This is a genomic window from Microbacterium sp. AZCO (assembly GCF_039614715.1).
In the GTDB taxonomy this organism is placed as follows: domain Bacteria; phylum Actinomycetota; class Actinomycetes; order Actinomycetales; family Microbacteriaceae; genus Microbacterium.
In genome coordinates, this window is record NZ_CP154857.1 from 322,478 (window position 1) to 343,584 (window position 21,107).

A 21,107-nucleotide genomic window follows, 5' to 3' on the forward strand; every position below is an offset into this window, starting at 1 on the left:
GGTGCACAACGTGGGCGCTCGGTCACAGCACGGGCTCCGGCCGAGGAGCGGGGGGAGAACAACGCCCCGACCCTCAGGGGGACTGACGCGAGGCGGCTACTTCCAGACGTCGCCGGCGATGTCGACGACGCGGCGGATCTTCGCCCACTGCTCGTCCTCGGTGAGGAGGTTGCCCTCCTCCGTCGAGGCGAATCCGCATTGGGGGCTGAGCGCGAGCTGGTCGAGCGGCGCGAACTCGGCGGCCTCGTCGATGCGGCGCTTCACGACGTCGGCGTCTTCGAGCTCGCCCGACTTCGTCGTGATGAGGCCCAGCACGACGCGCTTGTCGCCCTTCGGCAGGAAGCGCAGCGGCTCGAAGCCGCCGGCGCGCTCGCTGTCGTACTCGAGGAAGTAGCCGTCGTAGTTCGTCACGCCCAGCAGCTGCTCGGCGACCGGCTCGTAGCCGCCCGACGAGATCCACGTCGAGCGGAAGTTGCCGCGACACACGTGGGTCGTGACGGTGAGGTCGTCGGGCTTGCCGTCGAGCACGCGGTTGAGCAGCGTCGCGTAGCGCTCGGCGATGCCTTCGGTGTCGATCCCGCGCTCCCGAGCCTTCTCCAGCTCGACGTCGCTGCACAGGTAGGCCCACGCGGTGTCGTCGAACTGCAGGTACCGCGCGCCGGCGTCGTAGAAGGCCTGCACGGCGTCGCGGTATGCCTGCACGAGGTCGTCGGCGATCGCCGCGTGCCCGTCGTACGCCGACGCGGCGATGTGGCCCGGCTCGACGCGGAAGTCGAGCACGGTCGGCGCGGGGACCGTGAACTTCGGCGTCACTCCGGCCCGGTCTGCCTGCTCCTTGAGGAAGCGGAAGTGCGCGAGGAAGGGGTGCGCGTCGTTGAACCGGATGGGGCCTGACACGTGCACGCCCCGGGGCTTTGTCTGCACGCCCTGGAACTGGATGCCGTGATCCAGCTCGACGATGTCGACGCCGTCGAGCAGCCCGAAGAAGTCGAAGTGCCACCACGATCGGCGGAACTCGCCGTCGGTGGCGAGCTGGAGTCCGGCATCCCGCTCCTTGGCGACGAGGTCCGCGATCGCGGCATCCTCGATCCCGCGGAGCTCGTCCGCCGACAGCTCGCCGTCGGCGTGGCGGCGCCGCGCCTCGGCGACGGCGGCCGGTCGCAGGAAGCTTCCCACGATGTCGGCGCGATACGGGGCGCGCTGGGTCAGGGCGGAGCTGTCGTGGGTCACCCCGAGATCGTAGTCACGTCGATACCTCTGTGCCTAGTGATCCGTCACAGATGGTCACGATGGATGCCCCGCGCCGGTGTCCGAGGCCGGGGATAGTGTGGTCCGGTGCCTGCCCCCGTGATCGAAGCGAACAACCTCGTGAAGGCCTACAAAGTCAAGGGCAAGCCCGACTTCCTCGCCGTCGACGGCTTGTCGTTCGAGGTCGCGCCCGGAGAGTCGTTCGGCCTGCTCGGCCCCAACGGCGCCGGCAAGTCGACGACGATGAAGATGATCGGCGCCGTCTCGAGCCGCACCCGCGGCGATCTGACGATCCTCGGCCTCGACCCCGACCAGTACGGTCCCGAGATCCGGTCGCGCCTCGGCGTCGTGCCGCAGCAGGACAACCTCGACGGCGAGCTCAACGCGCGCGAGAACCTCTTCATCTACGGCCGCTACTTCGGCCTGCCGAGCAAGGTCTGTCATGAGAAGGCCGACGAGCTGCTCGCCTTCGCGGCGCTCGAAGACAAGGCCAAGAGCAAGGTCGACCAGCTGTCGGGTGGCATGAAGCGTCGCCTCACGATCGCGCGCGGACTCATCAACGACCCGCGCATCCTGCTGCTCGACGAGCCGACGACGGGCCTCGACCCGCAGGCGCGGCACGTGCTGTGGGATCGCCTGTTCCGGCTGAAGGAGCGCGGCACGACGCTCGTGCTCACGACCCACTACATGGACGAGGCCGAGCAGCTATGCGACCGCCTCGTCGTCGTCGACAAGGGCCGCATCATGGCCGAGGGCACGCCCGCGTCCCTCATCCGCGAGCACTCGAGCCGGGAAGTGCTCGAGGTGCGGTTCGGCTCCGACCGCAACGAGCAGGTCGCACCGCAGCTCGCCGGCATCGGGGACCGGCTCGAGGTGCTGCCCGACCGCATCCTCGTGTACACCGACAACGGCGAGAAGGCCCTCGAGCGCATCACGGCGCTCGGCTTCGAGCCGCTCACTTCGCTCGTCCGCCGCTCGTCGCTCGAAGACGTCTTCCTGCGGCTCACGGGAAGGTCGCTGATCGAATGAGCGCCGCCGACCATCCGACCGCGATCACCCAGCCGACGCTCGACGAGCTGCGGGCCGAGGCGATGGAGTGGGGCCGCAAGCCCCGCCGTCGCGGCACGCTGTACGTCACCGAGCACTGGATCCGCGCCCTGCGGGCGTACGGCTGGACGGCCATCGTCGGCGCGCTCGGCCAGCCGATCATCTACCTCCTCGGGCTCGCGGCAGGCCTCGCCGCGCTCATCCAGGCGCCGATCGACGACCGCGGCATGGAGGTGCCCTACCTCCTGTTCGTCGCGCCCGCGCTGCTCATGACGGCGGCGATATCGGTCGCCTCAGAGGAGTTCTCCTACCCCGTCATGGCGGGCTTCAAGTGGCGTCGGTACTTCTTCGGCTTCAACGCATCGGCGCTGTCGTCGCCGCAGATCGCGGCGGGCGTCCTCCTAGGCGCCGCGGCCCGCATGCTCCTCACCGTGGGCCTGTACTACCTCTTCATCTGGATCTTCTTCGCGTGGCTGCATCCCGGCGAGACCTCGCCCGGCACCGCATGGCTCATGATCCCCATCGGAGTGCTCGCGGGCATCTCGTTCGGCGCCCCGCTCATGGCCTACGCCGCCTCCCTCGAAGACGACCGCGGCCAGTTCGCACTCGTGCAGCGGTTCATCTTCATGCCGATGTTCCTGTTCTCGGGCACGTTCTATCCGCTCGCCAACCTGCCGCTGTGGCTGCAGTGGATCGGCTGGATCTCGCCGCTGTGGCACGCGACTGAGCTCGGCCGCACCGTCACGTACGGGTCGTGGGCCGCGGAGCCGATGTCGTGGGTGCACCTGGCGTATCTGCTCGCGCTCGCTGTCGGCGGCTTCGTCGCCGCTCGGCGGGTCTTCACGAGGAGGCTCGCGAAATGACCGCGGTCACGACGAGGATGGATGCCCCGCCCCGGCGCGGCAGCGTGCGCGCGCTCTGGGCCGGCAACCCCGGCGCAGTGGTGCAGCGCGGGCTCATCGCCGCGCGGTCGTCGAGCTGGGTGGTCGTGCTGTCGGGCTTCTTCGAGCCCGTCTTCTACCTCGCCTCGATGGGCCTGGGTCTCGGATCGCTCATCGGCGACGTGCCGACGGCCGATGGCGTCGAGGTCTCCTATGCCGCCTTCATCGCGCCCGCCCTGCTCGCGACCTCCGCGATGAACGGCGCGCTCTACGACTCGACGTGGAACGTCTTCTTCAAGCTCAACTACGGCAAGCTCTACGAGGGCATGCTCGCGACGTCGCTCGGACCGCTCGACGTCGCGCTGGGCGAGATCCTGTATGCGCTGCTGCGCGGCCTGCTCTACGCGACGGGCTTCATGATCGTCATGCAGATCCTCGGGCTCAACCTCGCTCCCACGGCGATCCTCGCGATCCCGGCGGTGCTGCTCATCGCCTTCGGCTTCGCGGCGCTCGGCATGGCGGTGACGAGCTACATGAAGACGTTCCAGCAGATGGACTGGATCAACTTCGTGCTGCTGCCCATGTTCCTGTTCTCGGCGACGCTCTATCCGATCACGGTGTACCCGGAGTGGGTGCAGACGATCGTGATGGCCCTCCCGCTCTGGCACGGCGTCGAGCTCGTCCGCGGCCTCACGACCGGCGTCATGACGACCGCCATGATCTGGCACGTCATCTACTACGTCGTGATGATCGCCGTCGGTCTCGTCTTCACGACGAAGCGGCTGCGGGCGCTCTTCCTGGACTGAGACGCTAGCGGGCGCGGCGGGCGGCGACGAGCCACCCGACGCCGAAGCCGAGGCCGAGGAGACCGACACCGGTGAGCGCGAGCCACCACACTGTCTGCGGCCAGATGCCCAGTCCCGGGACGAACACCGTCTGGCTCAGCGGCGCGTAGGCGAACCAGCCGAATGCCGCCTGCTGCTCGGCGAGCAGCGCCATCGCCATCCCGACGACGACGAGCACGGCGGATGCCGCGACGACGAGCCGCATCGCGATCCTCGTGCGATCCGCTGACGCAGAGGTCACGGCGTGACCATCGGCGTCGTCTCGAGATTCACCATCGCGAACGGGGCGGGGTAGAAGACCGTGTAGCTGCCGGATTCGACGGAGTCGAGCGGGATGAGCCAGAACCACACCTGCGCGACGACGAGCGATACTCCGGCGATGGCGATGATCAGGTAGCGGGCACGATCGAGGGTGCGCAGGGCGCCTGCGACGGTCTCGGCCTTCAGGACCCGGCCGATCGCGAGGACGACGATGAGCGCGATCGCGATCAGATTGAGCGGGCTGGCGTGCATCGTGAGCTCGTAGCACTGCGGTGCGATGTCGGTCGCGGCTCCGCTCGCGTCGACGTAGCCGCCTGTGCCGTCCGTGCCTCCCGCGCAGTACCCCTTCGTCGCCTGCGTGAACATGGCGTAGGCCGTGCCTGCAATGACGGCGGTGCTGGCGAGCCGCCCGATCCGCGTGATGATCGGCGCACCCGGGAGGTCCGAGTCCGTGCGCTCGTGCGGCGCGGTCTGAGTGTCTGACACCTGGCGAGGTTCCCTTCGACGTCTCCCCTCACCCTCCGGCCTCCCGCGCGCCGATGTCAACCGAACGTCGGAGAATCGGCCCATCCTCGGATCTTTCGAGCGAAGCGCTCCGACGATGGGGGAATTCTCCGACGGGCAGACGAGGAATTCCTCCGAGATGTCACATCCTGCGGGTCACCGGTGTCCTCATGTCGAACGACAGAAAAGGAGACCGACATGTCCGGCCACACCCGCATCCGCCCAATCCCCGTCACCGGCGCCTATGGCGCACTCGTCAAGATCGTGTCCCGCCGGATGGTCGGCAAGGTGCCCGAGTCGATGGGTGTCCTCTGGAACCACCGCGCCATCATGAGGGACTCCATGGCGATCGGCCAGAAGGTCGAGCACTGGAAGGAGCTCGACCCCGCCCTCGCCGTCTATGCCGCGATGGCGTCGGCGGCGACGATCGGCTGCAGCTTCTGCCTCGACTTCAACTACTTCATGTCCCACGGCCGGGGACTCGACGAGGCGAAGGTGCGCGAAGTGCCGTGCTGGCGGGAGTCGACCCTGTTCACACCGCTCGAGCGCCGGGTCATGCAGTACGCGGAGGACGCGAGCCAGACGCCGCCCGCCGTCACCGACGAGCTCTCCGACGCGCTGGTCGCCGATCTCGGACCCGCCGCGGTCGTCGAACTTGCGGCCCGCGTCGCATTCATGAACATGACGGCTCGCATGAACCTCGCGCTCGGCATCCACTCCGAGCAGTTCGCGGACGCGTGCGGGCTCGCGCCGCTCGCCCAGCGGTCGGCCGTCGCCGAGCGCGCGTAGGCTCCCTCCATGAGCAGCGACGACCCGTTCGTCCTCCATCGGGGTCTGTTGTTCACGGTCGCGTACGAGCTGCTCGGCTCGGCGGCCGACGCGGAGGACGTACTGCAGGAGTCGTGGCTGCGCTGGGCAGCCGTCGACCAGACCGAGATCCGCGAGCCGCGTGCGTACCTCGTGCGGATCGTGACGCGGCAGGCGCTCAATCACCTGCGGACGGTCTCGCGCCGGCGTGAGGAGTACGTCGGGGAGTGGCTCCCCGAGCCGCTCCTCACGAGCCCCGACGTGGCCGACGATGTGGAGCTCGCCGACAACGTGTCGATCGCGATGCTCACTGTCCTCGAGACGCTCGGACCCGCGGAGCGAGCCGTCTTCGTGCTGCGCGAGGTGTTCGACCTTCCCTACGACGAGATCGCGGATGCCGTGGGCCGCAGTCCCGCGACCGTCCGGCAGATCGCGCACCGCGCGAAGGAGCACGTCGCCGCGCGTCGGCCCCGCGTCCGGGTCGAGCGGTCGGAGTTCGAGGATGTGGTCGGCCGCATGGTCGCGGCCCTCAACACGGGCGACTTGCAGGGGCTGATGGACGTGCTCGCGCCCGACGTCGTGTCCGTCGCGGACGGCGGCGGGAAGGTGCGCGGGGCCGCGCGTCACCCGATCGTGGGTGCGGAGCGCCTGGCCCGGTACCTCGTGGGCGGGCTGGCGAAGGCAGGGGGAGTCGTGCGGGCGAGCACGACGTGGGTCAACGGGCAGCGCGGGATCCGCATGGAGGTGGACGGGCAGCTCGTCGGGGTCGTCAGCCTCACCGTCGAGGCGGGTCGCATCACCCGCATCTACTCGATCGCCAACCCCGACAAGCTCGGTGGGCTCGCGGAGGAGGCCGCTCTCCTCCGCTGAGGGTCACGGTCTGCGCGGGGTCAGAGGAGGCCGCGCCGGGCGAGCTCGGGGCGCACGCCCTCGCCGAACCAGTACGCCTCTTCGAGGTGCGGGTATCCCGAGAGCACGAACTCCGAGAAGCCGACGGCGCGGTACTCCTCGATGAGATCGGCGACCTCGGTGTAGCTGCCGACGAGCGCCGTGCCGGCGCCGCCGCGCACGAGCGAGGCGCCCGCCCACAGGCCGGGATGGATCTCGAGCTCGGCGCGCGACGTGCCGCCGTTCGTGAGGGCGAACTGGCGCTGCTGTCCGACCGAGCCCGAGGCCGCGAAGGCCGCGCGCCGGTCCGCCACGACCGCGGGGTCCAGCCCCGCGATCAGCGCATCGGCGACCGCCCACGCCTCGTCGGAGGTCGGCCGGGCGATGGCGTGCAGACGGATGCCGTAGCGCAGTGTGCGCCCTCGGGCCGCCGCGCGCTCCGCCACGCGCGCGATCTTCTCGCCGGCCTGTGCGGGCGGCTCGCCCCACGTGAGATAGACGTCGGCGTGCTCCGCGGCGACCGCGATCGCGGCGTCCGACGACCCGCCGAGGTAGATCTCGGGCACCGTCGAGATCGCGGGGATGTAGGCATCCTCGATGTCGAAGAAATCGCCGTGGTGCGTGACGCGCTCACCCGTCCAGAGCCGGGTGAGCACCTCGAGGTACTCGGCGGCGCGGGCGTAGCGTCCGTCGTGCCCGATGCGGTCGCCGAACCGGCGCTGCTCGGCATCCTCTCCGCCCGCGACGACGTTGATGCGCAGACGCCCGTCGCTCACGTTCTGGAAGCTCGCCGTCACCTGCGCCTGCAGCGTCGGCGAGACGAGTCCCGGCCGCACCGCGACGAGGTACTCCAGCCGGCGTGTGTGCTGGGTGAGAGCGGTCGCGATCGTCCAGCTCTCCTCGTTGCCGCCTCCCGTCGGCACGAGCACCGACTCGAAGCCGAGGTGCTCGGACGCGCGGGCGATCTGGCTCAGGTAGTCGAGCGTCGGCCGGCGGGATGCCGCGTGCAGCCGCGCGGGGTCGTTGTCGGTCGCGCTCCCGAGCGCGAGGTTGGTGCGCGAGTCGCCCGTGAGCGGCAGGAACCAGTCGAGGACGACCCTCGATGCCGATGCCACCATGACCGCTCCCGTCCGCGCCGGCCGCCGGCGCCGCCTCACTCTACGACCGGCCGCGGCCCGGTCTTCGGCCGCGTGTCGCCGTGTGACGCCCGCGCCCGGTGTCGCCGGTGACGCCCCCCGCGTGACGCCACGTGACGCCCCGGCAGCGTGCGGAACTCCGGCTGCCTGGGGCTGCTGAGGTCGAATCGGGTCCGACACGCGGCGTGTCGTCACAGCCTGCCGTGATCCGGCACGGTCTCGCACGCACAGAGGCGGCCTCCTCGGCACCCGCGCATGCGCGTGTCAACCGGGTTCTCCCGCCGACGCGGCCGGACGAGAGTCGGGCAGGAACGAAGGAGCACGAATGTCGAACGCACCGCACGCACACCACTCCGACGACGCCCGCCCCGACGGCGGCTCGCCGACCGACGCCGTCACCGACGAGGTCCGTCAGGCCGCCGCCGAGGCGGAGTCCGGCCGGGATCTCGATCCCGTGACCGGCCCGGAGTCGTCCGACGGCGCCGGCGATCCCCCTGACGACTCCGAGGCGACGAACCCCTGAGACGACGGATGCCGCGACCCGACCGGGCCGCGGCATCCACTCTCCTGAGTGTCGTCAGAGCGAGCCGGTCGCTCCGACGCCCAGGTTGTCGTCGTAGTCGACGTCCTTCGTCTCCTTCGAGAAGAGGAGCGCGATGAGCGTCAGCACCGCCATGGCCGACAGATACAGTCCGACGAGCCAGGGTGAACCGCCCGTCGCGGCCCAGAGAGCCACCGCGACGATCGGCGCGAGCGCCGCCCCGAGGATGGACGACACGTTGTACGAGATCGCCGAGCCGGAGTAGCGGACGTTCGTGGGGAACAGCTCGGGCAGCACAGCGCCCATCGGCCCGAAGGTCGATCCCATGAGCATGAACCCGAAGACGAGGAACGCCTGCACCATCGCGCCGGTGAACTTCGGGTCGGCCTGCGGCAGCAGGAACAGGTTGAACGTCAGACCGAACACGATGATGAGGCTCGTCACCCAGATGAGCAGCTTGCGGCGGCCGATCGCGTCGGCGATCGGTCCCGACAGCAGCGTGAAGATGCCGAAGAACACGACGCCGATGATCTGCATGATGACGAAGTCGGTGTAGCCGAAGCCGAGGCCGGGGTAGAACTGCGCCGCGAACGCCGTCGCGTCGAAGGTCTTGCCCGCCGCCTCCGCCTGAGCCGCCGCCGCGGCGGACGCCACATCGACACTCGCGGCCTTCGTGCCGTACGACAGCGTGAAGTTCGTCATCAGGTAGAACAGCACGTACGTCGCCAGCATGATGAACGTGCCGAGGATGAGCTCCTTCCAGTGGTGCCGGATGACGACGCCGAGCGGGAACTTGCGGATCGCACCCTTCTGCTCCGCCTTCGCGAACGTCTCGGACTCGACGAGGCGCAGCCGCACCCACAGGCCGATGATGACCATGACGGCCGAGAAGAGGAACGGCACCCGCCAGCCCCACGCGAGGAACGCCTCCGAGCGCTGGGCCGCCCCGTCGGGGTGCGGCAGCAGGAAGTTGATGCCGAGGAAGATGCCGTTGGCGATGATGAAGCCCAGCGGGGCGCCGAGCTGCGGGAAGGTGCCGTACCACGCCCGCTTGCCCGCGGGCGCGTTCTCGGTGGCGACGAGCGCCGCCCCCGACCACTCGCCGCCGAGGGCGAAGCCCTGCGCGAGGCGGAGGATGAGGAGGAGGAGTGCCGCCCACCAGCCGATGTCGTTGTAGGTGGGGAGGCAGCCGATGAGGAACGTCGCGATCCCCATGACGAGGAGGGATGCCACGAGCGTGGCCTTGCGGCCGAACCGGTCGCCGAAGTGGCCGAACACGATGGCGCCGAGGGGTCGCGCGATCATGGCCGCGCCGAACACGCCGAACGAGGCGAGGAGCGCCGTCGTGTCGTTGCCGGTGGGGAAGAAGAGGACGGGGAAGACGAGCACGGCCGCCGTCGCGTAGACGTAGAAGTCGTAGAACTCGATCGTGGTGCCGACGAGGCTCGCGGTGATGACGCGCGAGCGCGGATTGACGGGACCGAGGGATGCGGGAGCCGATGTGGTGAGTGTGCGTGACATGAGGAACCTGGTGTCGTGACGGAAGTGACGGGTCCTCGTGGGACGCACCGGTGGCGGGCGCCCGGAGCAGGGGTGACGCAGCGGGCGGCTCGACGCTGGGTCACCGGATGCCGCGGCGGAGTCGCCGGGCAGACGTTTTCCGAGTTTACCGGCGCATGAAGAAGGCGGGCCCGGATGGGCCCGCCTTGTTCGTGCTGTGTGGGTCGGGGTCAGCGCCAGAGCACCGCGATCGCCGCGTTGGCGAAGGTGAGGATGCCGATCGACCAGAAGATCGCGGGGGGCACGGAGCCCGTCTTCTTCTGGCGGCCCATGCCGATTCCCAGCAGCGCGCCGATGACGAGCAGGATGACGAGCTTGACGCCGATCTTGACGTAGTTGAGCTCGTAGTCGATGCCCCACGGGGCGGCGAGGATGAGGCCGGCGACACCCGCGATCGCGAGGCCCCACTCCATGAGACGAGTGACCTGACGGCGTCGGCTGACGAGCTCGACGACCCATGCGCCGAACAGGATCGCGAAACCGGTGAGGTGGACGAGCAGGACGACATGGCGCAGGATTTCCATGCGCCCAGGCTACCTTATGTAATGCTGAAGGTCAGAACCCCGCGGGACGCCGACGGGCCTCCCGCAGTTCCCGGAGGACCAGCGCCGTGCGGATGGCGGCATCCGCCGCCTCGGCGCCCTTGTCCTCCTTCGAGCCGGGCAGACCCGCCCGGTCGATCCCCTGCTGCTCGTCGTCGAGGGTGAGCACGCCGAAGCCGACCGGCTTGCCCGTGTCGAGCGCGACGCGCGTGAGTCCGTCGGTCGCGGCGTTGGACACGAAGTCGAAGTGCGGCGTGCCGCCGCGGATGATGACGCCGAGCGCCACGACGGCGTCGGCGCCGGCATCCAGTGCCGCCTTCGCCGCCACGGGGAGCTCGAACGACCCGGGCACGCGCACGAGCCGCCAGTCCGCTCCCGCCGCCTCGAGCGTCCGCTCGGCGCCGGCGATGAGGCCGTCGGTGATGACGTCGTGCCAGGTGCCCGCGATCACGACGATGTCGAGCCCCGTGGCATCCGTTCCGCCGACGATGGGTGCGCCTTTGCCGCTCATGCGGTTGCTCCTCCGGTCAGGTGCGACTCCTTCATCTGGGCGAGAGCCTCGCTGAGCTCCTGCTCGTCGATGATGTGGCCCATGCGGTCGCGCTTGGTGGCCAGGTACTGGTGATTGTTCGGGCCGACGCCCACGAGGAGCGGCACCTGCTCGACGATGTCGAGCCCGAGCTCGCGGAGCTGGTTCACCTTGTCGGAGTTGTTCGTGAGCAGGCGCACCTTGTCCACGCCGAGATCCGCGAGGATACCGGCCGCCGCCGCGTAGTCGCGCGCGTCGGCCGGAAGGCCGAGGGCGAGGTTGGCGTCGACCGTGTCGAGGCCGCGCTCCTGCAGGCTGTACGCGCGCAGCTTGTTGATGAGGCCGATGCCGCGACCCTCGTGACCGCGCATGTAGATGACGACGCCGCCGTCCTGCTCGATCGCGTCGAGGGCGGCCTCGAGCTGGGGGCCGCACTCGCACTTGAGCGAGCCGAACGCCTCGCCCGTCAGGCACTCGGAGTGCACGCGCACGAGCGGCGCCTCCTCGGCGAGCTCGCCCGAGACGATCGCGACGTGGTCGGTGCCGGTCATGCGGTCCTTGTAGGCGAGAAGCCGGAACTGCCCGTGCGAGGTCGGCACGTTCGCCTCGGCGCGCAGGCTGACGCGGCGCTTGTGCGCGGCATTCGCAGGGGCCTCGAGCGGCTCGTTCTCCTCGAGGTAGGCGATGAGCTGCTCGATCGTGATGACGGGCACGCCGTCACGCTTGCCGAGCTCGATCAGCCCGGGCAGGCGCATCATCGACCCGTCCTCGGCGACGATCTCGGCGATCGCGCCGACCGGCTTGAGCCCCGCCAGGCGCGTGAGCTCGACAGCGGCCTCGGTGTGGCCTCCGCGCTCGCGCACGCCGCCGTCGACGGCCCGCAGCGGAAGGATGTGGCCGGGACGGATGACGCTCGTCGGCGTGGAGTCGGGGTCGGCGAGCACGTTGAGGGTGTGCGCGCGGTCGGAGGCGCTGATCCCGGTCGACTGGCGGTCGGCGGCGTCGACGCTCACGGTGTAGGCCGTGCCGCGGGCGTCCTCGTTGACCGCGACCATCGGCGGCAGGTCGAGACGGTCGGCCCACTCGGCGGGCATGGGCGCGCAGATGAAGCCGCTCGACCAGCGGACCGTCCAGGCCACCCACTCGGGCGTCGCGAGCTCGGCCGAGAGGACGACGTCGCCCTCGTTCTCGCGGTTCTCGTCGTCGGCGACGATGACGGGGCGGCCCTGGCGCAGGGACTCCAGGGCGTCGGGGATCGTGGAAAGGCTCATCGGGAGCCTCCTTCCGTTGCCGCGGCGGGTGCCACGGGGTCAGTCGATGCGGGGAGGCCGAAGGCGACCAGGCGCTGCACGTGCCGCGCGAGGATGTCGGTCTCGAGGTTGACGTCGTCGCCGGCGCCGCGGGCGCCGAGGGTCGTCGCTTCGAGGGTCTCGGGGATCAGCGACACCTCGAACCAGTGCGGAGACGCCGCCGCCGTCGAGGCCGGAGAGACGGCGCTGACGGTGAGCGAGACGCCGTCGACGGCGATCGAGCCCTTGTCGACGACGAGCGGTGCGAGGTGGGCGGGGAGGCCGATGCGGAGCACGCGCCACTCGGCGCCGCGTCGCACCTCGAGCACTTCGCCCGTGCCGTCGATATGCCCCTGCACGATGTGCCCGCCGAGGCGACCGTGCGCCTGCGTCGCGCGTTCGACGTTGACGGCGCGGCCCGCGGCGACGCCCGCGAGCGTCGACATGTCGAGCGTCTGCTTCATGACGTCGGCCGTGAACCAGTCGTCGCCCTGGTCGACGACCGTCAGGCAGACGCCGCTGATCGAGATGGAGTCGCCGTGCCCGGCATCCGATACGGCCTTCGGCGCGCGCACCGTCAGCCGGACGCCGTCACCCGACGGCGCCACCTCGGTCACTTCGCCGATCTCCTCGACGATGCCCGTGAACATCACTCGTCTCCTTCTTCGTGGTGCTTCGTGCTCTGCCCGGGGGAGCCTGCCGCCGTGACGGCGTGCGCACTCCGGCTGGGCGTGGCGACGATGAGCAGGTCATCGCCGAGTCGCTCGATCGCGGCGACCTGGAGGCGCCGGCCCTCATCGATCGAGGCGACGCCGATGTCGCCGAGGGCGAGGCGGTCGCCGCCGAGCAGCACCGGTGCGACGTATGCCAGCACCTCGTCGGCGAGACCCTCGCGAACGAACGCGCTCGCGATCGTGGGGCCGCCCTCGACGAACACGCTCTGGATGCCGCGCTCGCGCAGATCGGCGAGGGCCGCGCGCAGGTCGTCGCCCGAATACTGGAGGAAGGGGAGGGGATGCCGCCGCACGGCCGCGTCCTCGGGCACCCCCCGCACACCGAGCACGACCGGGACAGGCTGATGAGGCAGCAGTGCGCCCTCGGCATCGCGGGCCGTCAGCGCGGGATCGTCGGCGAGCACGGTGCCGGTGCCGGCCACGATGGCGTCGGCCCGTGCGCGGCGCCGGTGCACGTCGGCGCGCGCTTCGGGTCCGGTGATCCACTGACTCGTGCCGTCGGCCGCCGCCGCCCGCCCGTCGAGGCTCTGCGCCCATTTGACGGTGACATGCGGACGGCCGAGGCTCTGCACGGTCAGCCAGGACTCGAGCAGTCGCCGCCCCTCGTCGCCGAGCAGGCCGCGCTCCACGTCGACGCCCGCCTGGCGCAGCTTGTCCCCGCCGCCCGACGAATGGTCGCCCGGGTCGTCGACGGCGTACACGACCCGCGCGACGCCGGCGGCGATGAGCGCATCGGCGCAGGGACCGGTGCGACCGGTGTGGTTGCAGGGCTCCAGGGTCACGACCGCGGTCGCGCCGCGCGCGGCTCCCGGGGCGAGCTTCGAGAGCGCGTCGACTTCGGCGTGGGGCGTGCTCGCCCCTCGGTGCCACCCCTCGGCCAGGACGTCTCCGGCGGTCGACAGCAGCACTGCGCCCACCTGCGGGTTGATGCCGCGGGGACCGTTGCGCGCGATGGCGAGTGCGCGCCGCATGGCGCGCTCTTCCGCGTCGTTCACCGTCATCCGTCTTCCTGCCTGCCTCACGAGAGAACCGGGGCAGGGGAAGCGGGTGCGCACAACGCGACGCCCGTGCTGCCTCCCATCCGGACTCGCAGCGCTTGCGCACTGCATCACCGTCGGTCCCGGAATTCCACCGGATCGGCCTCGGCCCGCTCCCTGGGGGAGCGGATGCCTCGGCTCGCGGACTGTCACCGCCGGTTCGGATTCTCACCGACCCCGGAGCACGTCGATGCTCTGAGTGTAGTCAACGCGGCATCCGTCGATTCATTCCTTGACATGGAACGACTCACGGTGGGGTTCACTCGAGGAGCGCGCGCGCTGTCGCCTCGTCGACCAGCAGGTCGGTGGCCGTGCGCGCCTCGAGCGCGCCTCGCAGGCTCGCGAGCTTCGAGACCCCCGAGACGATGCACAGACGCCGCGGCACGCGACGCAGGAGCTCGAGGGTCGGGCCCGTCGCACGATCGTTCAGCGCGATGCCGTCGCTCGACCCGTCGGCCCGGAAGAAGACCGTCGCGATGTCGCCCACGACGCCCTCCTCGCTGAGCTCATCGAGCTCGTCGGCCTCGAGGTAGCCGCCGCTGTACACGTGACTCGGCACCCGCGACCCCGCCGACCCCGTGCTGAAGACGACGAGGTCCATGCTCGCCTGCATGTCGAGGATCCGCCGAGTGCTGCGCTCCCGCCACATGCCCTCCTTCGTCTGCGGGTCGTCGAAGAAGGCCGGCACGGGGAACTGCTGGGCGCTCGCCTCGTAGGCGGCGGCGAAGCGGCTCAGGATCTCGCTGGCGTACAGGATGCCGGTCGTCTGGGTGTTGCCGGACCCGTTGAGCTGCACGAATGTCGTGCCACGGACGGCTTTCGGCACGAGATGCCGGCTCACGGCCTCGGTCGTCGACCCCCACGCGACCCCGATCGTCATGTCGTCGTGCACGAGCTCGAGCAGTGCGTGGCCGGCGGCGACCGCGACGCGCTGCAGCCGATCGACCTCCGTCGTGTCGTCGGGCACCGGCACGACCTGCGCCGTGACGCCGTAGCGGTCGGCGAGCCGCTCCTCGAGTCGCTGGGGTGCGGCGAACGGCGACCGGATGCGGATGTCGACGATCCCGGTCGACCGCGCGTAGGTGAGCAGTCGCGACACGGTGGAGCGCGACGTGTCGAGCTCGTGGGCGATCGCGTCCATGGTGCGGTCCTGCACGTAGTAGAGGTGCGCCGCCGTGAGGGCGCGACCGATCATGCGCGCGTCGTTGAGCTGGTCCACCCACCCATCGTGCACGTATGTGCAGATGGCCTGCAAGTACTTCCAGCGGTGCGATGATGGGGGCAGGCCACGAGAGAGGACAGGGATCGATGACCACGTCGACTTCGCCGCGGGGGACGGATGCCCTCGCGCAGCGTCCGTACGCCGACGTCCTCATCGTCGGGGGCGGCATCAACGGCCTCGCGACGTTCCGCGACCTCGCGCTGCAGGGCGTCGACGTCGCCCTCGTCGAGCGGGGCGACTTCGTCAGCGGCGCGTCCGCCGCGTCGTCGCACATGATCCACGGCGGCATCCGGTATCTCGAGAACGGCGAGTTCCGTCTCGTCTCCGAGGCCGTCACGGAGCGCAACGCCCTCCTGCGCATCGCCCCGCACTACGTGCGTCCGCTGCAGACAACGATCCCCATCTACACGACCTTCTCGGGCGTGCTGAGCGCGCCGCTGCGGTTCCTCCGTCACGGCGGCGGCAGGCCGCGCGAGCGCGGCGCCGCCCTCATCAAGGTCGGGCTCGTCATCTACGACTCGTTCTCGCGCGGCGGCGGGCGGGTGCCGCGGCACGAGTTCCACGGGAGGAAGCGCTCGCTCGAAGAGCTGCCTCAGCTCAACCCGAACATCAAGTACACGGCGACCTACTGGGATGCCTCGCTCCACGACCCCGAGCGCCTCGCGCTCGACGTGCTCCGCGACGGCCTCGCGGCGGGCCGTGACCACGCCCGGGCGGTCAACTACACGGCGGCGGCGCGCGTCGAGGACGGCAAGGTCGTGCTGCGCGACCTCGAGACAGGTGCGGAGACGCCGTTCGCGGCATCCGTCGTCGTCAACGCATCGGGCCCGTGGACCGACCTCACGAACGCGGCCATCGACCACCCGACCTCGTACATGGGCGGCACGAAGGGCTCGCACATCGTGCTCGACAACCCGGAGCTGCTCGAGGCGACCGGCGGCCGCGAGCTGTTCTTCGAGCACAGCGACGGGCGCATCGTGCTGATCTACCCGCTGAAGGGCCGCGTGCTCGTCGGCACGACCGACCTCGAGCACGACATGGCCGACCCGATCGTGTGCACCGAGGAGGAGGTCGACTACTTCCTCGAGCTCATCGCCAACGTCCTCCCCGAGGTCGCCGTCGACCGCTCGCAGATCGTCTACCGGTTCTCGGGCGTGCGGCCGCTTCCGGGTCACGGCGACGTCGCTCCCGGCTTCGTGTCGCGCGACTACCGCGTCGAGTCGGCGCCGCTGAAGGGCACCGCCGACACGACGGTGCTGAGCCTCGTCGGCGGCAAGTGGACGACGTTCCGCGCGTCGGCGGAGCACCTCGCCGACCGCGTGCTCGAGCACCTCTCCCGGCAGCGGGTGCGCTCCACCCGTGGCCTCTCGATCGGCGGCGGACGCGGCTACCCGATGACCGAGCGCACGCGCAAGCAGTGGCTCGCCACGCACGAAGGCGGCTACGGACTCGAGCGCGCGGAGGTGCTGCTCGACCGATACGGCACCGTCGCGGCCGACGTCATCGAGGCCATCGCCATCGACGACGACGACGAGCCCCTGCGCACCCTCCCCACCTATTCGACGGGCGAGCTGCGCCACCTCGCCCGCACGGAGGCCGTCGTCCATCTCGACGACATGCTGATGCGGCGGACGAGCATCGCCTTCACCGGAGCGGTCACCGCGGAGTCGGCGGCCGAGGTCGCCGAGGCGATCGCGCCCGTCCTGGGCTGGAGCGTCGAGAAGCGGCGGCTCGAGGTCGAGCGCGGGCTCGCGCGCGTGCACGCCGCCGATCCGGCGTGGCCGGCTGCGGCATCCGCATCCATCCCGACATCGCGATGAGGGGTCGGTCGTCCGGCCGTTCCCGGGCGTCCGCCCGCGCGTCGCGGTAGCCTGACCCGAACCGGCGCTCGCGCCGGACCACCGTTCCGGCGCCCACCGCCGCGACGACCGACTCCGGCGCGGCGCGCCGGACCATCGACTCCGGCACCGCACCGGAAACCCGCTCGACGAAGAGGAGGCGACGTGGCCGACCACGTGCTGGCGATCGATCAGGGCACGACCTCGACCCGTGCCATCGTGTTCGACGCGAAGGGGTCCGTCGTCTCGACGGCTCAGCGTGAGCACGCGCAGATCTTCCCGCGGGCCGGCTGGGTCGAGCACGATCCCGTGGAGATCTGGACCAACACGGAGTGGGTCCTGTCATCGGCGCTCTCGCAGGCGCGGATCGGCGCGGGCGACCTCGCCGGCATCGGCGTCACCAACCAGCGCGAAACGGCGATCGTCTGGGACCGCCGCTCCGGCCGGCCTGTCGCCAACGCGATCGTCTGGCAGGACACCCGCACGCAGCAGCGCATCGACCGTCTCGCCGCCGACGGCGGCACCGACCGCTTCGCCGCGCAGACGGGCCTGCCGCTCGCGACCTACTTCTCCGCCTCGAAGGTGCAGTGGATCCTCGAGAACGTCTCCGGCGCCCGCGAAGCGGCGGAATCCGGCGACCTCCTGTTCGGCACCCCCGACACGTGGGTCGTCTGGAACCTCACCGGCGGAATCCGGGGCGGCATCCACGTCACCGACGTCACCAACGCGAGCCGCACGCTGCTCATGGACCTCCACACCCTCGACTGGGACGACGATCTCCTCGCGCTGTGGGGCATCCCCCGCGCGATGATGCCGGAGATCCGTTCGTCGTCCGAGGTGCTCGGCGACACCCAGCTGCCCGGCTACGCGAGCGGCGCGCCCATCGCGGGCATCCTCGGCGACCAGCAGGCGGCGACGTTCGGTCAGGCCGCGTTCGACGCGGGGGAGTCGAAGAACACCTATGGCACCGGCAACTTCCTCCTCGTGGGCACCGGGACCGAGATCGTGCGCTCGCAGCACGGGCTCATCACGACGGTCGCGTACCGGTGCGGCGACGAGCCGGCCCGGTACGCTCTCGAGGGCTCGATCGCGGTGACGGGGTCGCTCGTGCAGTGGCTGCGCGACAACCTCGGCATCATCGAGCGGTCGGAGGACGTCGAGACGCTCGCGAAGACGGTCGACGACTCGGGCGGGGCATACTTCGTACCGGCGTTCTCGGGTCTGTTCGCTCCGTACTGGCGTCCGGACGCGCGGGGAGCCCTGGTCGGGATGACGCGCTTCGTCAATCGCGGGCACATCGCCCGCGCGGCTCTCGAGTCGACGGCGTTCCAGACGCGGGACGTGCTCGACGCCGTCGTGGGCGACACGGGCCGCGCCGTGACGGAGCTGCGCGTCGACGGCGGAATGACGCGCAACGCGCTGCTCATGCAGTTCCAGGCCGACGTCCTCGGGCTGCCGGTCGTCCGCCCCGAGGTCGTCGAGACGACGGCGCTCGGCGCCGCCTACGCCGCCGGTCTCGCGACCGGAGTGTGGAGCACGACCGATGAGCTGCGCGCGCACTGGCGCGAAGACGCGCGCTTCGAGCCGGCGATGGACGAGGACGAGCGCGAGCGGCGCTACCGCATGTGGCGCAAGGCCGTGTCGAAGTCTCTCGACTGGGTCGACGACGACGCCCGCATCCTGGCCGGCACGATGGCGTCGTGACCGCTATTTGAGCAGGCGCGACAGCCGGCGGTCGGCGAGGATCTTGCCGCCCGTCTGGCACGTCGGGCAGTACTCCAGCGAGTTGTCCGCGAAGAAGACGCTGCGCACCGTGTCGCCGCACACGGGACACGCCTCGCCGCGCCGCCCGTGCACCTGCATCCCGCGCCGTTTGGCGTCCTTCAGTTCGGCAGGAGGCTTTCCGGATGCCTCGCCCAGCGCCTCGGCGAGAGTCTCCGTCATCGCCGCGTAGAGCCGGTCGATGTCCTCGGGTGCGAGCGATGAGGCGAGCGCGTACGGCGACATCTTCGCCGCATGCAGGATCTCGTCGGAGTAGGCGTTGCCGACGCCCGCGATGATCGCCTGGTCGCGCAGCACGCCTTTGATCTGCGTGCGCCGCCCCGCGAGGAGTCCCGCGAAGGTGTCGCGGTCGAAGCCCGGATCGAGGGGGTCCGGTCCGAGCCGCGCGATGCCCGGAACGTCGCCCGGCTCCCGCGCGACGTAGACCGCCAGCGACTTCTTCGTGCCGGCCTCGGTCAGGTCGAACCCGGAGCCGTCGCTCAGACCGACGCGCAGCGCGATCGGCGTCTTGCCGGGCTTGATGATCGTCGTCGGCAGCTGGTCGTACCACCGCAGCCAGCCCGCCTTCGCGAGGTGGAACACGAGATGGGGGCCCGTTGTGGAGAGGTCGAGGAACTTGCCGTGCCGCGCGGCGCCGGTGATCTCCGCGCCCTGAAGCGCCTGGACGGGCGGGTCGTACGTCTTGAGCGCCGCGATGTTCGCGACCGAGACGCGCGTGATGGTCAGGCCCGTCACGCGGTCGCGCAGGAAGTCGACGAGCCCCTGCACCTCAGGCATCTCGGGCATGCGCCCATCCTGGCACGGCCCGCCGACGCCGGGGCCGGGGTTGCGGTCAGGACTCCAGCACCGGCCAGGCCTGCGGCGAGCGGTCGTCGCGGGGGAGCAGGCCGCCGATCCAGCTGTCGGCGCGGACGCCGGCGCCGTTTCGGAGCGCGTCTCGAAGGGTGCCCTCGTACCGGAACCCGAGCGAGCGGGCGACCCGGGCCGACGGCACGTTGCCGACCGCGGCCCGCCATTCGATCCGCTGCCGATCGAGGCCCTCGGGCGAGAAGCCCCAGTCGACGACGGCCCTCGCAGCCTCCGTCATGACGCCGCGACCGCGTGCGGCGGGCGCGGTCCAGTAGCCGAGCTCGGCCTGACCGGCGGCCGGCCGGTACAGGCCGACCATCGCCGCGAGGGTGCCCGCGTCGCGCACGACCCACGAGAACTCGACGCCCTCGGCCCAGCCCTTGGCGACCCGCACGACGAACTCCTCCGCGTGCCTCAGCTCGTACGGCGACGGGACCGTCGTGTAGCGCTGGATGCCGGCATCCTGGCACGCCGCGTAGATCGCGTCGATGTCGCCCTCGTCGGGAAGGGTCAGCTCCAGGCGCGCCGTGCGCAGCGTGACGGGCTCCATCACGCGCGGCGGAGCAGGCCGACCTTGTCGTACACGTCGGAGAGCGTCGCGCGCGCGACCTCATCGGCCTTCGCCGCGTTCACGGCGAGCAGGCGGTCGAGCTCGGCGGGGTCGTCGAGCAGGTCGAGCGCGCGCTGGCGCACGGGACCGAACTCGTTCACGACGACCTCGGCGAGGCCCTTCTTGAAGTCGCCGTAGCCGCGGCCCGCGTACTCGTCCTCGATGGCCGGGATCTGGCGTCCCGTGAGGGCGGCGTAGATGACGAGGAGGTTCGAGACCCCGGGCTTGTGCTCGCGGTCGTAGCGCACCGAGCCGTCGCTGTCGGTCACGGCGCGCATGACCTTCTTCGCCGACACCGCGGGGTCGTCGAGGAGCCACAGCACACCGGCATCCGATTCCGCCGACTTCGACATCTTCGAGGTCGGGTTCTGGAGGTCGTAGATGCGGGCCGTCTCCTGCTGGATGACCGGCATCGGGACGGTGAAGGTCGTGCCGTAGCGGCTGTTGAACCGCTCGGCGAGGTCGCGCGTCAGCTCGACGTGCTGCTTCTGGTCGTCGCCGACGGGGACGATGTCGGTCTGGTAGAGCAGGATGTCGGCCGCCATGAGCACGGGATACGTGAAGAGCCCGACCGACGTCGCGTCCGCGCCGTAGCGCTGCGACTTGTCCTTGAACTGCGTCATGCGCCCGGCCTCGCCGAAGCCCGTGACCGTCGAGAGGATCCAGGCGAGCTCGGCGTGCGCCGGCACGTGCGACTGCACGTAGAGCGTCGACTTCGACGGCTCGATGCCCGCGGCGATGTACTGCGCGGCCGTGCGGCGCGTCTTCTCGCGCAGCTCGGCGGGGTCGTTCGGCTGCGTCAGCGCGTGCAGGTCGACCACCGAGAAGAAGGCGTCGTACGTCTCCTGCAGGTCGCGCCACTGCATGAGCGCCCCGATGTAGTTGCCGATCTGGAGCGAGTCGGCGGAGGGCTGCATGCCGGAGTAGAGGCGCGGTTTCGTCACCGATCAATCCTAT

The 21,107-nt window shown here is 70.5% G+C and carries 22 protein-coding genes; 8 read left to right on the forward strand and 14 right to left on the reverse strand.

Annotated features, from left to right (window positions below; translation table 11 throughout):
* Positions 1 to 96: 96 nt before the first annotated feature.
* Positions 97 to 1,230 carry a 5-methyltetrahydropteroyltriglutamate--homocysteine S-methyltransferase gene (locus tag AAIB33_RS01470; RefSeq protein WP_345801801.1) on the reverse strand — a complete coding sequence of 378 codons (1,134 nt, stop codon included), beginning with the start codon at positions 1,228 to 1,230 and terminating at the stop codon, positions 97 to 99.
* 105 nt (positions 1,231 to 1,335) lie between these two features.
* Here AAIB33_RS01470 and AAIB33_RS01475 point away from each other — a divergent pair, with 105 nt between their 5' ends.
* Genes AAIB33_RS01475 through AAIB33_RS01485 form a run of 3 tightly spaced genes read left to right on the forward strand, consistent with a single transcriptional unit; the run spans position 1,336 to position 3,982 of the window.
* A complete protein-coding gene (locus tag AAIB33_RS01475; protein WP_345801802.1) occupies positions 1,336 to 2,277 on the forward strand; it encodes an ATP-binding cassette domain-containing protein in 942 nt (313 codons plus the stop codon).
* Positions 2,274 to 3,158 carry an ABC transporter permease gene (locus AAIB33_RS01480; RefSeq protein ID WP_345801803.1) on the forward strand — a complete coding sequence of 295 codons (885 nt, stop codon included), beginning with the start codon at positions 2,274 to 2,276 and terminating at the stop codon, positions 3,156 to 3,158. Before AAIB33_RS01475 ends, AAIB33_RS01480 begins: the two co-directional genes overlap by 4 nt.
* A complete protein-coding gene (locus AAIB33_RS01485; protein ID WP_345801804.1) occupies positions 3,155 to 3,982 on the forward strand; it encodes an ABC transporter permease in 828 nt (275 codons plus the stop codon). Before AAIB33_RS01480 ends, AAIB33_RS01485 begins: the two co-directional genes overlap by 4 nt.
* A 4-nt stretch (positions 3,983 to 3,986) precedes the next feature.
* On the opposite strand, the gene AAIB33_RS01490 is transcribed toward AAIB33_RS01485, so the two are convergent.
* Entirely contained in the window at positions 3,987 to 4,262 is a 276-nt protein-coding gene (locus AAIB33_RS01490; RefSeq protein WP_345801805.1) for a hypothetical protein, read from the reverse strand.
* Positions 4,259 to 4,768 carry a hypothetical protein gene (locus AAIB33_RS01495; protein ID WP_345801806.1) on the reverse strand — a complete coding sequence of 170 codons (510 nt, stop codon included), beginning with the start codon at positions 4,766 to 4,768 and terminating at the stop codon, positions 4,259 to 4,261. The genes AAIB33_RS01490 and AAIB33_RS01495 overlap by 4 nt, the downstream gene beginning before the upstream one ends.
* Positions 4,769 to 4,984: 216 nt before the next feature.
* On the opposite strand from AAIB33_RS01495, the gene AAIB33_RS01500 reads away from it, so the two are divergent.
* The gene (locus AAIB33_RS01500) at positions 4,985 to 5,575 is read left to right on the forward strand and encodes a carboxymuconolactone decarboxylase family protein (RefSeq protein WP_345801807.1); all 591 of its coding nucleotides are present in this window, start codon (positions 4,985 to 4,987) and stop codon (positions 5,573 to 5,575) included.
* A 9-nt stretch (positions 5,576 to 5,584) separates the two neighbouring features.
* Positions 5,585 to 6,463, forward strand: a complete 879-nt coding sequence (locus AAIB33_RS01505; protein WP_345801808.1) for an RNA polymerase sigma-70 factor — start codon at positions 5,585 to 5,587, stop codon at positions 6,461 to 6,463.
* A gap of 20 nt (positions 6,464 to 6,483) precedes the next feature.
* On the opposite strand, the gene AAIB33_RS01510 is transcribed toward AAIB33_RS01505, so the two are convergent.
* On the reverse strand, positions 6,484 to 7,599 hold the full coding sequence (locus AAIB33_RS01510; protein ID WP_345801809.1) for an LLM class flavin-dependent oxidoreductase: 1,116 nt from the start codon (positions 7,597 to 7,599) through the stop codon (positions 6,484 to 6,486).
* Between the two features lie 343 nt (positions 7,600 to 7,942).
* On the opposite strand from AAIB33_RS01510, the gene AAIB33_RS01515 reads away from it, so the two are divergent.
* A complete protein-coding gene (locus AAIB33_RS01515; protein WP_345801810.1) occupies positions 7,943 to 8,140 on the forward strand; it encodes a hypothetical protein in 198 nt (65 codons plus the stop codon).
* A 54-nt stretch (positions 8,141 to 8,194) separates the two neighbouring features.
* Here the strand turns inward: AAIB33_RS01515 and AAIB33_RS01520 are convergent, their stop codons facing one another.
* The 7 genes from AAIB33_RS01520 to AAIB33_RS01550 all read right to left on the reverse strand — a co-directional run bounded on the left by AAIB33_RS01520 (position 8,195) and on the right by AAIB33_RS01550 (position 15,044).
* Positions 8,195 to 9,679, reverse strand: coding sequence for an MFS transporter (locus AAIB33_RS01520; protein ID WP_345801811.1), 1,485 nt, complete (start codon positions 9,677 to 9,679; stop codon positions 8,195 to 8,197).
* A 209-nt stretch (positions 9,680 to 9,888) separates the two neighbouring features.
* Positions 9,889 to 10,242 carry a Fe-S protein gene (locus AAIB33_RS01525; protein ID WP_345801812.1) on the reverse strand — a complete coding sequence of 118 codons (354 nt, stop codon included), beginning with the start codon at positions 10,240 to 10,242 and terminating at the stop codon, positions 9,889 to 9,891.
* Between the two features lie 31 nt (positions 10,243 to 10,273).
* Positions 10,274 to 10,771 (reverse strand): 6,7-dimethyl-8-ribityllumazine synthase, encoded by a 498-nt coding sequence (ribH, locus tag AAIB33_RS01530; RefSeq protein ID WP_345801813.1) that lies wholly within the window; start codon positions 10,769 to 10,771, stop codon positions 10,274 to 10,276.
* Complete coding sequence (gene ribA, locus AAIB33_RS01535) at positions 10,768 to 12,060, reverse strand: GTP cyclohydrolase II (protein WP_345801814.1); 1,293 nt, start codon at positions 12,058 to 12,060, stop codon at positions 10,768 to 10,770. The genes ribH and ribA overlap by 4 nt, the downstream gene beginning before the upstream one ends.
* Entirely contained in the window at positions 12,057 to 12,728 is a 672-nt protein-coding gene (locus tag AAIB33_RS01540) for a riboflavin synthase (RefSeq protein ID WP_345801815.1), read from the reverse strand. Before AAIB33_RS01540 ends, ribA begins: the two co-directional genes overlap by 4 nt.
* Positions 12,728 to 13,813 carry a bifunctional diaminohydroxyphosphoribosylaminopyrimidine deaminase/5-amino-6-(5-phosphoribosylamino)uracil reductase RibD gene (gene ribD / locus AAIB33_RS01545; RefSeq protein WP_345801816.1) on the reverse strand — a complete coding sequence of 362 codons (1,086 nt, stop codon included), beginning with the start codon at positions 13,811 to 13,813 and terminating at the stop codon, positions 12,728 to 12,730. Before ribD ends, AAIB33_RS01540 begins: the two co-directional genes overlap by 1 nt.
* A gap of 295 nt (positions 13,814 to 14,108) precedes the next feature.
* Complete coding sequence (locus AAIB33_RS01550; protein ID WP_345803481.1) at positions 14,109 to 15,044, reverse strand: sugar-binding transcriptional regulator; 936 nt, start codon at positions 15,042 to 15,044, stop codon at positions 14,109 to 14,111.
* Positions 15,045 to 15,157: 113 nt separating this feature from the next.
* Between AAIB33_RS01550 and AAIB33_RS01555 the strand changes: the two genes are divergently transcribed.
* Both AAIB33_RS01555 and glpK read left to right on the forward strand, forming a co-directional pair.
* Positions 15,158 to 16,891 carry a glycerol-3-phosphate dehydrogenase/oxidase gene (locus AAIB33_RS01555; protein WP_345801817.1) on the forward strand — a complete coding sequence of 578 codons (1,734 nt, stop codon included), beginning with the start codon at positions 15,158 to 15,160 and terminating at the stop codon, positions 16,889 to 16,891.
* Between the two features lie 183 nt (positions 16,892 to 17,074).
* Positions 17,075 to 18,613 (forward strand): glycerol kinase GlpK, encoded by a 1,539-nt coding sequence (gene glpK / locus AAIB33_RS01560; protein ID WP_345801818.1) that lies wholly within the window; start codon positions 17,075 to 17,077, stop codon positions 18,611 to 18,613.
* Between the two features lie 3 nt (positions 18,614 to 18,616).
* On the opposite strand, the gene AAIB33_RS01565 is transcribed toward glpK, so the two are convergent.
* From AAIB33_RS01565 to trpS, 3 genes are read right to left on the reverse strand one after another with little or no spacing between them, the layout of a single operon-like run.
* A complete protein-coding gene (locus tag AAIB33_RS01565) occupies positions 18,617 to 19,477 on the reverse strand; it encodes a DNA-formamidopyrimidine glycosylase family protein (protein ID WP_345801819.1) in 861 nt (286 codons plus the stop codon).
* Between the two features lie 46 nt (positions 19,478 to 19,523).
* Positions 19,524 to 20,090, reverse strand: a complete 567-nt coding sequence (locus AAIB33_RS01570; RefSeq protein ID WP_345801820.1) for a GNAT family N-acetyltransferase — start codon at positions 20,088 to 20,090, stop codon at positions 19,524 to 19,526.
* Positions 20,090 to 21,094 (reverse strand): tryptophan--tRNA ligase, encoded by a 1,005-nt coding sequence (trpS, locus tag AAIB33_RS01575; protein WP_345801821.1) that lies wholly within the window; start codon positions 21,092 to 21,094, stop codon positions 20,090 to 20,092. The genes AAIB33_RS01570 and trpS overlap by 1 nt, the downstream gene beginning before the upstream one ends.
* Between the last annotated feature and the right edge of the window lie 13 nt (positions 21,095 to 21,107).